Annotated in this window: 15 protein-coding genes; 1 reads left to right on the top strand and 14 read right to left on the bottom strand. The window is 68.8% G+C overall.

The window, feature by feature from the left end; all coding sequences use genetic code 11:
- Positions 1-2 precede the first annotated feature (2 nt).
- Positions 3-656 (bottom strand): response regulator, encoded by a 654-nt coding sequence (locus UK12_RS02290; protein ID WP_045298812.1) that lies wholly within the window; start codon positions 654-656, stop codon positions 3-5.
- Complete coding sequence (locus UK12_RS02285; protein WP_045298810.1) at positions 653-1,840, bottom strand: sensor histidine kinase; 1,188 nt, start codon at positions 1,838-1,840, stop codon at positions 653-655. Before UK12_RS02285 ends, UK12_RS02290 begins: the two co-directional genes overlap by 4 nt.
- 156 nt (positions 1,841-1,996) lie before the next feature.
- Between UK12_RS02285 and UK12_RS02280 the strand changes: the two genes are divergently transcribed.
- Positions 1,997-2,527 (top strand): hypothetical protein, encoded by a 531-nt coding sequence (locus tag UK12_RS02280; RefSeq protein WP_045298808.1) that lies wholly within the window; start codon positions 1,997-1,999, stop codon positions 2,525-2,527.
- Positions 2,528-2,551: 24 nt separating this feature from the next.
- Here UK12_RS02280 and UK12_RS02275 read toward each other — a convergent pair whose 3' ends face one another.
- The 12 genes from UK12_RS02275 to UK12_RS02220 form a co-directional block, all read right to left on the bottom strand.
- Positions 2,552-3,124: a cob(I)yrinic acid a,c-diamide adenosyltransferase gene (locus UK12_RS02275; protein WP_045298806.1), complete on the bottom strand. Its 573-nt coding sequence runs from the start codon at positions 3,122-3,124 to the stop codon at positions 2,552-2,554.
- Between the two features lie 124 nt (positions 3,125-3,248).
- Positions 3,249-3,758: a DUF2550 domain-containing protein gene (locus UK12_RS02270; protein ID WP_045298804.1), complete on the bottom strand. Its 510-nt coding sequence runs from the start codon at positions 3,756-3,758 to the stop codon at positions 3,249-3,251.
- A gap of 130 nt (positions 3,759-3,888) precedes the next feature.
- On the bottom strand, positions 3,889-4,269 hold the full coding sequence (locus UK12_RS02265; RefSeq protein ID WP_045298802.1) for a F0F1 ATP synthase subunit epsilon: 381 nt from the start codon (positions 4,267-4,269) through the stop codon (positions 3,889-3,891).
- A gap of 198 nt (positions 4,270-4,467) precedes the next feature.
- The gene (gene atpD / locus UK12_RS02260; protein WP_045298800.1) at positions 4,468-5,913 is read right to left on the bottom strand and encodes a F0F1 ATP synthase subunit beta; all 1,446 of its coding nucleotides are present in this window, start codon (positions 5,911-5,913) and stop codon (positions 4,468-4,470) included.
- Positions 5,914-5,915: 2 nt separating this feature from the next.
- Positions 5,916-6,830, bottom strand: a complete 915-nt coding sequence (locus UK12_RS02255; RefSeq protein ID WP_045298798.1) for a F0F1 ATP synthase subunit gamma — start codon at positions 6,828-6,830, stop codon at positions 5,916-5,918.
- A 32-nt stretch (positions 6,831-6,862) separates the two neighbouring features.
- Positions 6,863-8,437 carry a F0F1 ATP synthase subunit alpha gene (gene atpA / locus UK12_RS02250; RefSeq protein WP_045298796.1) on the bottom strand — a complete coding sequence of 525 codons (1,575 nt, stop codon included), beginning with the start codon at positions 8,435-8,437 and terminating at the stop codon, positions 6,863-6,865.
- A gap of 149 nt (positions 8,438-8,586) precedes the next feature.
- Positions 8,587-9,402, bottom strand: a complete 816-nt coding sequence (locus UK12_RS02245; RefSeq protein ID WP_045298794.1) for a F0F1 ATP synthase subunit delta — start codon at positions 9,400-9,402, stop codon at positions 8,587-8,589.
- The gene (locus UK12_RS02240; RefSeq protein ID WP_045298792.1) at positions 9,399-9,956 is read right to left on the bottom strand and encodes a F0F1 ATP synthase subunit B; all 558 of its coding nucleotides are present in this window, start codon (positions 9,954-9,956) and stop codon (positions 9,399-9,401) included. The genes UK12_RS02245 and UK12_RS02240 overlap by 4 nt, the downstream gene beginning before the upstream one ends.
- Before the next feature lie 41 nt (positions 9,957-9,997).
- Positions 9,998-10,228 carry an ATP synthase F0 subunit C gene (gene atpE / locus UK12_RS02235; protein ID WP_045298790.1) on the bottom strand — a complete coding sequence of 77 codons (231 nt, stop codon included), beginning with the start codon at positions 10,226-10,228 and terminating at the stop codon, positions 9,998-10,000.
- 81 nt (positions 10,229-10,309) lie between these two features.
- A complete protein-coding gene (gene atpB, locus UK12_RS02230; RefSeq protein ID WP_231590998.1) occupies positions 10,310-11,119 on the bottom strand; it encodes a F0F1 ATP synthase subunit A in 810 nt (269 codons plus the stop codon).
- Between the two features lie 279 nt (positions 11,120-11,398).
- Positions 11,399-11,836 carry a hypothetical protein gene (locus UK12_RS02225; protein ID WP_045298786.1) on the bottom strand — a complete coding sequence of 146 codons (438 nt, stop codon included), beginning with the start codon at positions 11,834-11,836 and terminating at the stop codon, positions 11,399-11,401.
- Between the two features lie 286 nt (positions 11,837-12,122).
- A complete protein-coding gene (locus UK12_RS02220; RefSeq protein WP_045298784.1) occupies positions 12,123-13,427 on the bottom strand; it encodes an MraY family glycosyltransferase in 1,305 nt (434 codons plus the stop codon).
- Positions 13,428-13,556: the final 129 nt, after the last annotated feature.

The raw sequence follows: 13,556 nt of genomic DNA, 5'->3' as shown, positions 1-13,556 counted from the left end.
GGCTACTCGGCGACCAGGCCCAAGTCCTGCGCCAGGATGGCCGCCTGGACCCGGCTGCGCAGTTCCAGCTTGGCCAGGATCCGGCTGACATGGGTCTTGGTGGTGGCCTCGGCCATCTCCAGGCGGGCGGCGATCTCGCCGTTGGAGAGTCCGGCGCCCAGGCAGGTCAGCACCTCCCGTTCACGGGGTGTCAGTCCCTCGACGGCGGCCCTGGCCCAGGGCTGGTCGGGGCGGTCGGAACGGGCGAAGGTACCGATCAGCCGCCGGGTGACGGACGGCGCGAGCATGCCGTCGCCGCGCGCGACGGTCCGGATGCCCTCGATCAGGGCGTCCGCCTCCAGGTCCTTGAGCAGGAACCCGGCCGCGCCCGCCCGCAGCGCGCCGTAGACGTAGCCGTCGAGGTCGAAGGTGGTCAGCACCAGCACCTGCGCCGCTCGGGCCGCGACCACCTGCCGGGTCGCCGAGACCCCGTCCAGTCGGGGCATCTGGACGTCCATCAGCACCACGTCCGGCCGCAGCTCCAGCGCCAGCCGGACCGCCTGCTCGCCGTCGGCGGCCTCGCCGACCACCTCCAGGCCGGGTTCGGCCCGCAGGATCATCACCAGCGCGGCCCGTACCGCCGCCTGGTCCTCGGCCACCAGTACCCGGATCGTCACGACTCCTCCTCGCCCCTGGGCTCCCTGGGAAGTACCGCCCGCACCCGCCACCGCTCACCGTCGGGGCCCGCCTCCAGGCTGCCGCCGAGCAGACCGGCCCGCTCCCCCATCCCGACCAGGCCGGCCCTGGCCCCGGGGGCGGCAGGCGTCTCGCCGTCCCGGTACGGGCTGTCGGTGACGATCTCCAGGCGCTCGGGACGGTAGGTCAGGCCGAGCCGGACGGTGCCGGGGGCGGCGTGCTTGAGCGCGTTGGTGACCGACTCCTGGACGATCCGGTAGGCCGCCAGCTCCACGGGGGCGGGCAGTTCGCCGCGCTCGCCGTCCTCGGTCAGTTCGAAGGACAGCCCGCCGTCCCGGCCCGCCGCCCGGGCCCGGGTCAGCAGGGTGTCCAGGGCCTCCAGCTTCGGCGCCTCGTAGGAGCCCTCGTCCTTCTCCCGCAGCAGGCCGATCATGCGGCGCATCTCGGCCAGCCCCTGGACGCTGTTCTCCCGGATCACCGCCATCGCCACCAGCAGCGGGTCCTCCGGCGAACGCTCCTGGCGGCGCGCCAGGGACTGCGCACCGGTGGCGTGGATCGCGATCGCGGAGAGGTGGTTGGCCACGACGTCGTGCAACTCCCTGGCCATCCGCGCCCGTTCGCCGACCACCGCCTCCCGGCGGTCCAACTCGGCGAGCAGGGCGGTCTGTTCGGCCCGCAGGCGTTCGGTGTCGGCGCGTTCGCGGTGCTCGCGCAGGATGTCGGCGGTCCACACCGGGGCGATCAGGACCAGCCCGGCGAAGCAGGCCGTCAGCAGTGCGTCCGCCACCGTGCCGTACATCAGCACCAGGGTGGACAGCACCATCGTCGTCGCGCCGCCGGTGAGGTGCAGGACGGTGGCCATCCGGCGGCTGCCGTAGAGCGTGGCGGCGTAGAGCAGATCGGTGTACATGATCACCGTGGCCAGGTTGGACCCGGCGAAGAGGTTCGCGACGAACAGCGCCCCGCCGACGCCCACCGTCCACCACGGGCGGGTGCGCCGCAGCAGTTCGAGACCGGCCATCGCCACCAGCGGCAGCAGGCTGACCCCGGCCGGGACCCGGGTGCGGTCGTACGCGCCGAACGCCGCCAGCACCAGGCCGCCGAGCAGCCCGGCGGCGGCGATGAGCAGGTCCTCCTGACGCGGGCCGAGACTGATCTTTCGCACCCCACCATCACACCATCCGCCGCCGGGGCCGGGGAGCACCGGATGGCGGAGAGCGTGTACATCGAAGGTTGCAGCCGCGGATCGTCGGCTGCGACGACGCCCCGCCCGCGCGCACCGGCCAGGCTCGGTGCCGTACCCGCCGAGAGGAGCCGTCCCGTGATCGTGTCCGTTGTCATCGCCGGCGAGGTCGGCTTCTGGGTGGCCCTCGCGCTGGCCCTGGCCGTCCGGTACCTGTTCAGGTGGCGGCGGGTCGGCACCGCCCTGCTGCTGACCGTCCCGCTGATCGACCTGGTCGTGCTCGGCGCGACCGTCCTCGACCTGCGGCGCGGTGCCACCGCCGACTGGGCGCACGGACTGGCCGCCGTCTACGTCGGCTTCTCGGTCGCGTACGGCCACCAGCTGGTCCGCTGGGCGGACGGCCACGCCGCCCACCGCCTCGCGGGCGGTCCGGTGCCCGTGAAGCCGCCGAGGTACGGCACCGCCCGCGCCGTCCACGAGTGGAAGATCTTCGCCCGGACCCTGCTCGCCGCCGTGATCACGGCCGCCCTGATCACCGCCATGATCGCCCTGGTCGGCGACGCCGCCCGGACCGCCGCCCTCACCCAGTGGTACGGCACCACGGCCTGGATCACCGGCATCAGCCTGGTCATCGCCGTCAGCTACACGGTCTTCCCCAAGCGCCGGTGAGCCCGGCCCGGGTCGGGCCGGCCGCTAGCGGTTCTCCCCCGGCACCCAGAGCACGTCGCCGCGCTCCTTGTTCGCCGCCCGCGCCAGGATGAACAGCAGGTCGGACAGCCGGTTCAGGTACTTCGCGGTGAGCGGGTTCACGCTCTCCCCGTGCACCTCGATCGCCGCCCAGGTCGAACGCTCGGCCCGCCGGACCACCGTGCAGGCCAGGTGCAGGTACGCGGCTCCGGCCGTGCCGCCGGGCAGGATGAAGCTGCGCAGCTTCTCCAACTGCTCCAGGTAGTGGTCGCAGTCGCCCTCCAGCCGGTCGATGTAGCTCTGCAGCACGCGCAGCGGCGGGTACTTGGGGTCCTCCACCACCGGCGTCGCGAGGTCCGCCCCCACGTCGAAGAGGTCGTTCTGGACCCGGGTCAGCACGGCCACCACGTCCTCGGGCAGCGCTCCCGCCGCGATGGCCACCCCGAGCGCGGCATTGGCCTCGTTCGCGTCGGCGTACGCGATCAGCCGGGGGTCGGTCTTGGTGGTACGGCTCATGTCACCGAGCGCGGTGGTGCCGTCGTCGCCGGTACGGGTGTAGATACGCGTGAGATTGACCATGCGCGGCAGCCTACTCAGCCGTCCGGTTCTGCTCCAGGACGCAGCAGAACCGCCCGTTCGGGCGGTCTGCGGTAGGACGGCGGGTCACTCGAACGGGGACCGGCCGCTCGGGCGGGGCGATCACTCAGGCCACGTTGACCCGCTGGCCGGGCGGGGCCGCCTCCAGCCAGGCCAGGAAGCCGGTGAGGGCGTCCTCGCTCATGGCCAGTTCGAGCGGGGCGCCGTTGTGCAGACAGCGCAGGACGACCGAGTCGGAGAGCAGGGCGAGCTCCTCCTGGCCCTCCGGATAGCGACGGCCGAGCACCTCGATCTCCCGCCGGGGGAGGATCTTGCGCGGGCGCGGAGCGTAGGAGAAGACCCGGAACCACTCGATGGAGTCACCGCTGTACCGGCCGATACCAAAAACCCACCCCTTGCCGTCTGCCCCGGACTTCTGCGGGGTGGAGGCTGGAGTGGGTCGGCCGTTCTCGTCGAGGTCTGGCTGCGTGGAGGCGTCGGCCGGCATTTTGAGGCGGTAGCTGCAGTCGAACGTTCCGCCCACCCGCTGGATCACGCGGCGTCGTACCGCGAAGGCCACCAGTCCGACCACCCCGAGGGCCACGACCGCCGCACACACCACAAGGGCGAGGACCATGCTCACCGACCTCCTCGCTGACCTGCGTTCCCCGTATCGGTCGTATCAAGCGACCGCACTGACCTACCAACTGATACGACAGTCCCGGGGTCACGCTCTCGCGTCCCCGGGACCGTCGGTCAAGCTACGCTCAGGCGGCCTTCAGGCCGCGGGCCGCGACGAGGCGGACCTCGGCGCGACGCTCCGCGTGGGCGTCGAGCTCGCTCTTCGCGTTCTCCAGCGCCCGCTCGGCACGGGCGACATCGATCTCGTCCGCCAGCTCGGCGATCTCCGCGAGCAGAGACAGCTTGTTGTCGGCGAAGGAGATGAAGCCACCGTGCACCGCGGCGACGACGGTGCCGCCCTCGGTGGTGCGGATGGTGACCGGACCGGACTCCAGCACGCTCAGCACCGGGGTGTGGCCCGGCATGATGCCGGTGTCACCGGAGGCCGTACGGGCGACAACGATGGTGGCCGCACCGGACCACACCTTGCGGTCGGCTGCGACCAGCTCGACGTGCAGCTCAGCCAACGTGGGCTCCTAGGCTCTTGCCGAGAAATCGGAGCAGGCCCGATTACTCGGTAGTTTCGGTAAGAATAACGGGCCCGTGCCCCCGAAAAGAAACGAAGGACACGGAGATGACCGGGATCACAGCCGTTTGCGCGTGAGGGGCGGTCCCCAGGATGCGGGGACCACCCCTCACGGTCAGTCAGCCATCAGCCGGTCTGGTTACTTCTTGGCCAGCTCGGCGGCGTTCTTCTCGAGGTCCTCGATGCCACCGCACATGAAGAAGGCCTGCTCCGGAACGGCGTCGTACTTGCCGTCCGCGATCGCGTTGAAGGCCTCGATGGTCTCCGACAGCGGAACGGTCGAGCCCTCGACGCCGGTGAACTGCTTCGCCACGTAGGTGTTCTGCGAGAGGAAGCGCTCGATGCGGCGGGCGCGGTGGACGGTGATCTTGTCCTCCTCGCTCAGCTCGTCGATACCGAGGATCGCGATGATGTCCTGGAGGTCCTTGTACTTCTGCAGGATCCCCTTGATACGGACGGCCGTGTCGTAGTGGGTCTGCGCGATGTACCGGGGGTCCAGGATGCGGGACGAGGAGTCCAGCGGGTCCACGGCCGGGTAGATGCCCTTCTCCGAGATCGGACGGGAGAGAACCGTCGTCGCGTCGAGGTGGGCGAAGGTGGTGGCCGGGGCCGGGTCGGTCAGGTCGTCCGCGGGGACGTAGATCGCCTGCATCGAGGTGATCGAGTGACCGCGGGTCGAGGTGATGCGCTCCTGGAGGAGGCCCATCTCGTCGGCCAGGTTCGGCTGGTAGCCCACCGCGGAGGGCATGCGGCCGAGCAGGGTCGACACCTCGGAACCGGCCTGGGTGAACCGGAAGATGTTGTCGATGAAGAGGAGCACGTCCTGCTTCTCGACGTCACGGAAGTACTCCGCCATGGTCAGCGCGGAGAGCGCGACGCGCAGACGGGTGCCCGGGGGCTCGTCCATCTGGCCGAAGACCAGCGCGGTCTTGTCCAGGACGCCGGAGTCGACCATCTCGTGGATCAGGTCGTTGCCCTCACGGGTGCGCTCGCCGACACCGGCGAACACCGACACACCACCGAAGTTCTCGGCGACGCGGTAGATCATCTCCTGGATCAGAACGGTCTTGCCGACACCGGCACCACCGAACAGACCGATCTTGCCACCCACGACGTACGGGGTGAGCAGGTCGATGACCTTGATGCCGGTCTCGAACATCTCGGTCTTGGACTCGAGGTCCTTGAAGGCCGGCGCCTTGCGGTGGATCGGCCAACGGGTCGTGACCTGGGCGTTGAACTCGTCCTGGTCGGCGTTCAGCACCTCACCGAGGGCGTTGAACACCTTGCCCTTGGTGATCTGGCCGACCGGGACGGAGATGGCCTCGCCCGTGTCGGTGACCTGCGTGCCACGGACCAGGCCGTCGGTCGGCTGCATCGAGATGCCGCGGACCATGCCGTCGCCGAGGTGCTGGGCGACCTCGAGGGTCAGGGTCTTCTTGCCCGAGCCGTCGGGGTTGTCCACCTCGACCTGCAGGGCGTTGAACATGTCCGGAATCGCGTCGACGGGGAACTCCACGTCGACGACCGGGCCGATGACCCGCGCGACGCGGCCCGTCGCCGTGGTCGGCTCAACAGTGGTGGTCATTCTCATTCGCTCCCCGCGCTAGCGTCGGCCAGCGCGTTGGCGCCACCGACGATCTCGCTGATTTCCTGGGTGATCTCGGCCTGACGGGCCGAGTTGGCAAGCCGCGTCAGCGACTTGATGAGCTCGCCGGCGTTGTCCGTCGCGCTCTTCATCGCGCGCCGGCGAGCGGCGTGCTCCGAGGCGGCCGACTGCAGCAGCGCGTTGTAGATCCGGCTCTCGACGTAGCGCGGCAGCAGGGCGTCCAGGACGCCCTCGGCCGACGGCTCGAAGTCGTAGAGCGGGAAGATCTCGTGCTTGGCCTTCGACTCGTCGCTGAGCTGGACCTCGTCCAGCTTCAGCGGCAGCAGCCGGGCGTCCACCGCGGTCTGAGTCAGCATGGACTCGAACCTGGTGGAGACCAGGTGCAGCTCGTCCACGCCACCGGTCTCGGCCACGAAGGCCTCGATCAGGTCGCTCGCCACGGCCTTCGCGTCGCCGTACGTCGGCTTGTCGGAGAAGCCCGTCCACGACCCCGCGACCACGAGGTCGCGGAAGTTGTAGTACGAGACACCCTTGCGCCCGACGATGTACGTCACCACGTCCTTGCCCTCGGCACGGAGCTGCGCGGAGAGCGCGACCGCCTGCTTGATGGCGTTGGTCGAGTAGCCGCCCGCCAGACCACGGTCGGCCGTGATCAGCAGGACCGCGGCGCGCGAGGCGCCCGGCTTCTCGGTGGTGAGCGGGTGCTTGGCGTTGGACCGGGTGGCCACCGCCGTCACCGCCCTGGTGAGCTCATCGGCGTACGGAGTGGAGGCGGCCACCGCGCGCTGCGCCTTGACGATGCGCGACGCGGAGATCATCTCCATCGCCTTGGTGATCTTCTTCGTCGCGGTGACAGAGCGGATCCGGCGCTTGTAGACCCGAAGCTGTGCTCCCATGGGTCGTTACGTCCTTTCCCTCGCTACCGGACTCAGGCCTGCTCGGAGAGCAGCTTGCCGTCAGCCGTGGTGAAGCCCAGCTTGAAGGCGTTGATCGCCTCGGTGAGGGCGTCGATGGTGCCGTCCTCCAGCTTGGCGGTCTCGACGATCGCGGCCAGCAGGTCCTTCTTCTCGATGCGCAGGTGGTCCAGGAACTCGCGCTCGAAACGACGGATGTCGGCGACCGGGACGTCGTCCAGCTTGCCGGTGGTGCCGGCCCAGATGGAGACGACCTGCTCCTCGACCGGGAACGGCTGGTACTGGCCCTGCTTCAGCAGCTCGACCATGCGCGCACCGCGCTCCAGCTGGGCCTTGGAGGCCGCGTCCAGGTCGGAACCGAAGGCGGCGAACGCCTCCAGCTCGCGGTACTGGGCCAGGTCCAGGCGCAGGCGGCCGGCGACCGACCTCATGGCCTTGATCTGGGCGGAGCCACCGACGCGGGAGACCGAGATGCCGACGTTCACGGCCGGGCGGATGCCGGCGTTGAACAGGTCGGACTCCAGGAAGCACTGGCCGTCGGTGATGGAGATGACGTTGGTCGGGATGTACGCCGAGACGTCGTTGGCCTTGGTCTCGATGATCGGCAGACCGGTCATCGAGCCGGCGCCCAGCTCGTCGGAGAGCTTGGCGCAGCGCTCCAGCAGGCGGGAGTGCAGGTAGAAGACGTCACCCGGATAGGCCTCACGGCCCGGCGGGCGGCGCAGCAGCAGGGAGACGGAGCGGTAGGCCTCGGCCTGCTTCGACAGGTCGTCGAAGATGATCAGGACGTGCTTGCCGTCGTACATCCACTCCTGGCCGATGGCCGAACCGGTGTACGGGGCGAGGTACTTGAAGCCGGCCGGGTCCGAGGCGGGAGCAGCCACGATGGTGGTGTACTCCAGCGCGCCGGCCTCCTCCAGGGCGCCGCGGACGGACGCGATGGTGGAGCCCTTCTGGCCGATGGCGACGTAGATGCAGCGGACCTGCTTCTTCGGGTCGCCGGAGCGCCAGTTGTCCTTCTGGTTGATGATCGCGTCGATCGCCACCGCGGTCTTGCCGGTCTGGCGGTCGCCGATGATCAGCTGACGCTGGCCACGGCCGATCGGGGTCATCGCGTCGATGGCCTTGATGCCGGTCTGCATCGGCTCGTGGACCGACTTGCGGACCATGACGCCGGGGGCCTGCAGCTCAAGGGCGCGACGACCGCTGGAGGCGATGTCGCCCAGGCCGTCGATCGGGTTGCCCAGCGGGTCCACGACGCGGCCGAGGTAGCCCTCGCCGACCGGGACGGAGAGGACCTCGCCGGTGCGGCGCACCGTCTGGCCCTCCTCGATGCCGCCGAACTCACCGAGGATGACAACACCGATCTCGCGGCTGTCGAGGTTCAGCGCGAGGCCGAGGGTGCCGTCCTCGAACTTCAGCAGCTCGTTGGCCATGACCGAGGGCAGACCCTCGACATGGGCGATACCGTCTGCCGCGTCAGTGACCGTGCCGACCTCTTCACGCGAGGCGGCGTCCGGCTGGTACGACTGGACAAAGTCGGCCAGCGCGTCCCGGATCTCCTCCGGACGGATCGTAAGCTCCGCCATCAGGCTTCCCTGCTCTCCTAGTTTGCGATCCTCGGCCCGCCATTGAGGGCCGCAAGTACTCGACTCTCGGCCGGGTCGTATGAACCGGCCGTACGATTTACCGACTCTTGTTGAGTCGGCGCCCGACCGAGGGTCGGATGTGCTGGTGTTCAGCCTTCGAGGGCCTGGCGAGCGCCTTCGAGGCGGCTCGACACGGTGCCGTCGATGATCTCGTCACCGATCTGCACCCGGACACCGCCACGGACCTCGGGGTCGATGTCGATGTTCAGGTGCACCTGGCGGCCGTACAGCCCGCTCAGGGCAGCGGCAAGCCGCTCCTTCTGGCTGTCCGACAGCGGGACGGCCGTGGTGACCAGGGCCACCACGCGGCCCCGCCGGGCGGCGGCGAGCTTGGAGTAGGACTCCAGGCCCAGCTCCAGGCTACGGCCACGCGGGTTGGTGACCAGGGACGTGACCAGCCGGACGGTGCCGGGGTTGGCGCGACCGCCGAGCAGCTTCCCGATCAGCGCCGCCTTCTCGGCGGTGCCGGCCTTCGGCTCGGTGAGCGCGGAACGCAGCTCGTGCGAACCGGCGACCACGCGGCCGAAGCGGAACAGCTCGTCCTCGACGTCGTCCAGCGAGCCGGCCTTCTCCGCCGCGATGATCTCGGCGTAGGCGGCCAGCTCCTCGGTCGCGTCCACCAGGTCACGGGAACCGGACCAGCGGGACCGGACCAGGCCGGAGACCAGGTCCACCGTCTCACCGGAGACCTGGCCGGACAGCAGCGAGGCGACCAGCTGGGCCTTGTCCTGGCCCGACCGCGAGGGGTCGGTCAGCACCCGGCGCAGCGAGACCTCGCGGTCCAGCAGGGCGGTGACGGCGGCGAGTTCCTCGGCGAGCTTGGCCGCGTCCACCGAAGTGTTGTCGGTCAGGCTCTCCAGGCTCTCCCGACCGGCGGCCAGGGCCTCACGGCTGGCGCCGATCACTTGGCAGCGCCCTGGGCAACGGCGGCCTTGGCCTCCAGGTCGTCCAGGAAGCGGTCGATCACGCCGCTCTGGCGGGCGTGGTCCTCCAGGGACTCGCCCACGATGCGGGACGCGAGCTGCGAAGCGAGCGCGCCGACGTCCTGGCGCAGGACGGCAGTCGCCTGCTTCTTGTCGGCCTCGATCTGGGCGTGACCGGCGGTGACGATCGCGTCGCGCTGGCGCTGGCCCTCCTCGCGCATCTCGGTGATCAGGGCAGCGCCCTGCTCACGAGCGTGCTCGGTGATACGGGCGGCCTCGTGACGCGCCTCGGCAAGCTCGGCGCGGTACTGCTCAAGCAGCGCCTGAGCCTCGGCCTGGGCGGTCTGCGCACGCTCCATACCGCCCTCGATGGCGTCCCGACGCTCCGACAGCACCTTCTCGATGCTGGGGAGGAGCTTCTTGCCGAGGAGACCGAAGACGATGAAGAAGCAGAGCAGGCCGATGATGACCTCGGGCCATGCGGGGAGAAGGGGGTTCATCTTCTCCTCTGCCGCAAGGGCGACCACGGGGCTCATATCTGAACCTTTCGTCGAAAAGGGCTACCGGTGTGCCGGACTTACTGGCCGTACACAAACGGCATGACGATGCCGATCAGCGCCAGCGCCTCGGTCAGTGCGAAGCCGATGAACATGTTGGAGCGGATCAGGCCGGCAGCCTCGGGCTGACGGGCCATCGCCTGCACGCCGTTGCCGAAGATCAGACCGACACCGATGCCGGGGCCGATCGCGGCGAGGCCGTAACCGATGGAAGCGACGGAACCGGTAACACCAGCGGCGAGAACGGACATCTCAGCGAATCCTTTGCGGGATGGAGAACCGGTGGTGGTTGGCCACCGGACAATCGGGGAGCAGCCGCGGGGCTGCCTTGCTCAGTGCGCCTCTTCGAGGGCACCGGCGATGTAGCTGCTGGCGAGCATCACGAAGATGTACGCCTGCAGGAACTGGACCAGCAGCTCGAACGCGGTCAGGGCGACGGCCACCACGAAGGACACCGAGCCGTAGAGGGCGCCGATGCTCGGGCTGAGCAGGTACCAGGAGGCGACCGAGAACACCACGATCAGCAGGTGGCCGGCGAACATGTTCGCGAAGGCTCGGACCGCGAGGGTGAAGGGACGCACGAAGATGTTCGAGAAGAACTCGATCGGCACCAGGATGAACATGACCCAGCCGGGGATGCCCGACGGCCAGCAGAGGTTCTTCAGACCGCCCACGAAGCCGTGCTTCTTGAAGGTGAGGGTCATGTAGGTGATCCACACGATCGCCGCCAGGCCGGCCGGGAAGGCGATCTTCGACATCACCGGGAACTGGGCGAACGGGATGATGGACATGATGTTCATGATCCATACGAAGAAGAACATCGAGACCAGCATCGGGACGTACTTCTCGCCCTTTTTGCCGATCGTCTCAAGCACGATGCTGCGCTTGACGAAGTCGTAGCCGATCTCGCCCACCAGCTGCAGCTTGCCCGGGAGCAGCTTCGGCTTCGCGAAGGCAGCCCAGAAGAAGCCGACCACGAGCAGGGCGCAGATGATCGAGAGCAGCATCGGCTTGCTGAAGTCGACGCCGCCGACCGAGAAGATCGGCTTGAAGTCGAACTCGTTCAGGCCGGGGGCGGGGAAGCCGCAGCCGGAGTTCAGGTGGCATCCGGCCTCAGAGGCGAGCTGTACGTCAGCACCCACCACAGACTCCTTCGTCATGACGCATGGTTACGGCAACCTCGGTGTGTCGGCGTGGCCTGCGGCCACGTAGCGGCACTGGAACTAGTTGGGTTTCTCGCGGGCCCTGCGCTGCGCTTGGCGCTGCGGAGCCTTCGAAGACTTCACGAGTCCGGGGGGCGATCCGTCCGACGACCGGAGGGACCTGGCCGCATCCCGCACTCCGTTGCTGCGACGGACGATAGCAGTCCGTCAGTACCGCATAAACACCGCCCCCCTCGGTCGGGGGACAGCAGACGCTTGTCACGGTTGACGCCCCGGCTTCGAGTCCTTCTTGTCCCCGGAGTCGGTGTGGACGTAGTAGATCTTGGCCTTCATCCCGGCGCGCACCTGGAAGCCCGTCCAGATCAGGGCGCAGCCCAGCAGTGTGAAGCCGAAGACCTTGGTGTCGAAGAGGGTGGTGTGCTTGAACACCGCCAGCACGATGCCCACCAGCAGGATCTGCGTCGTGTAGACCAGCAGCGCGCCGGCCATCAGCATCTGCGGGTTGTTCCTGGTCATCCGGTCGAGAGCGACCTGCCCGGAGGCGAAGAAGGCCAGCACCAGGGCGGTCGCGAGAAGTGCACCGATCAGCCCCTTGGACCCCACCAGCACGGTGGAGATCGCAAGGGCGACAACTCCGGCGGCCGCAGTGGGGATTGCGGCGCCACGGAGAGGAATCCGGGCGTCGTGGGACGGCATGTCGGCAGCTCCGGCGGCATGTCGGTGAAACAGGGACGGGCACAGGGTACGCAGTGGTGACACCGCACCGAGAACGTCCGCCGGAGTTCGGCAGCTCGACAGCGGACCGTCGAGGGAGACCGACCAGGGACAGAAGTCCTACACCTGTCAGGTCTTTCGGCGTGTTCTCGGTACTCGTGAACGGTATCACAAACTATTTGATTAGAGCTTTACCATGATGGTGTGGTGCCTGTCACACCGACGGCTCAACAGTACCGCCTTACGAGTGACGCCAGTTGACGGTACGTCAGTTCATCCGGTCGCCGTGGCCGCCGACCGCGGTGGCCCCGGTGCCGATCCGCCCGAGCAGCTCCTTGTCCTCGGCCGACAGCTCCGCCATCGCCGGCAGCTCGGCCTCGGTCTCGGTCTCGGCCCGGACACCCGCGGCCTTGCGGTACCGGGGCGGGACGAACGCCTGTACGGCGCGCGGCGCGTGCGGGCGGAAGCGCGGCATCAGCAGCACCACGATGCCGACCAGGCAGAGTCCGGCGATGCTCAGCACCAGCGCGCCGCCGGCGCCCGGCACCGAGGAGGCCACCGTGCCGAAGGCGATCAGCGCGGCCCAGAAGTACATGATCAGAACGGCCCGGCTGTGCGAGTGGCCGACCTCCAGCAGGCGGTGGTGCAGGTGCTGCTTGTCGGCGGCGAACGGCGACTTGCCGGCCCAGGTGCGGCGCACCACGGCGAGCAGCAGGTCCGCCAGCGGCAGCGCGATCACGGTCAGCGGCAGCAGCAACGGGATGTAGATCGGCACCAGTTCGTGCACGGTGGTGGTCTGCGAACCGGTCTGGTCGGTGATCAGGTCGGGGTCGACACGACCGGTGATCGAGATGGCGGCGACGGCGAGCATCAGGCCGAGCATCATCGAGCCCGAGTCGCCCATGAAGATCCGCGCCGGGTGCAGGTTGTGCGGCAGGAAGCCCAGGCACATCCCGATCAGCACCGCGCTGAACAGCACGGCGGGGGCGGCGTCGTTGATGCCGTAGCCGTACCAGAGCCGGTAGGAGTAGATGAAGAAGGCGGTCGCGGCGATGCAGACCATCCCGGCCGCCAGGCCGTCCAGGCCGTCGATGAAGTTCACCGCGTTCACCATGACGACGACCAGTGTTACCGAAATGATCATCCCCATGGTCGGGGTGACCGAGACCGTGCCGAAGCCGGGGACCGGGATCGAGATCACCGTCACGCCCTGCCAGACCATGACACCGCCCGCGATCATCTGACCGCCGAGCTTCACCAGGGCGTCCACGCCCCACTTGTCGTCCAGCACGCCGAGGATCCACATGATCCCGGCGCCGGAGAGCAGCGCCCGCACATCGGCGGTCTGGATGAACAGGTGTCCCAGGTTGGTCAGTTGCGAGGCCACCAGCAGCCCGGCGCAGAGACCGCCGAACATCGCGATCCCGCCGAGCCGGGGCGTCGGCTCCCGGTGCACGTCGCGCTCGCGGACCGCCGGCATCGCGCCCGCGACGATGGCGAACTTCCGTACCGGTCCGGTCAGCAGGTAGGTGACGGCCGCCGTGACGAACAGCACCAGCAGATACTCACGCACCACTGGCCTCCAGCGCGACGGTCCGACGGTCGAGTACCGAAGGTACTCCCGTGCTTGTCAGGGGTTCGAGGTGCGACGCCACGGTGCACACCTTATTGAGTTGGACGAGCGCCGTGTGCACCGCGGTTC

The sequence above is a fragment of the Saccharothrix sp. ST-888 genome (assembly GCF_000955975.1).
Lineage (GTDB): Bacteria > Actinomycetota > Actinomycetes > Streptomycetales > Streptomycetaceae > Kitasatospora.
Note: the sequence above shows the minus strand (reverse complement) of the source record. Positions and strands in the feature narration are given on the sequence as shown.

Bases quoted from the DNA above. Each gene is read 5' to 3' on its own strand.
- UK12_RS02275 (WP_045298806.1), bottom strand. From the start codon at position 3,124: ATGGTCAATCTCACGCGTATCTACACCCGTACCGGCGACGACGGCACC.
- UK12_RS02270 (WP_045298804.1), bottom strand. From the start codon at position 3,758: ATGGTCCTCGCCCTTGTGGTGTGTGCGGCGGTCGTGGCCCTCGGGGTG.
- atpD (WP_045298800.1), bottom strand. From the start codon at position 5,913: ATGACCACCACTGTTGAGCCGACCACGGCGACGGGCCGCGTCGCGCGG.
- UK12_RS02255 (WP_045298798.1), bottom strand. From the start codon at position 6,830: ATGGGAGCACAGCTTCGGGTCTACAAGCGCCGGATCCGCTCTGTCACC.
- atpA (WP_045298796.1), bottom strand. From the start codon at position 8,437: ATGGCGGAGCTTACGATCCGTCCGGAGGAGATCCGGGACGCGCTGGCC.
- UK12_RS02240 (WP_045298792.1), bottom strand. From the start codon at position 9,956: ATGAGCCCCGTGGTCGCCCTTGCGGCAGAGGAGAAGATGAACCCCCTT.
- atpE (WP_045298790.1), bottom strand. From the start codon at position 10,228: ATGTCCGTTCTCGCCGCTGGTGTTACCGGTTCCGTCGCTTCCATCGGT.
- UK12_RS02225 (WP_045298786.1), bottom strand. From the start codon at position 11,836: ATGCCGTCCCACGACGCCCGGATTCCTCTCCGTGGCGCCGCAATCCCC.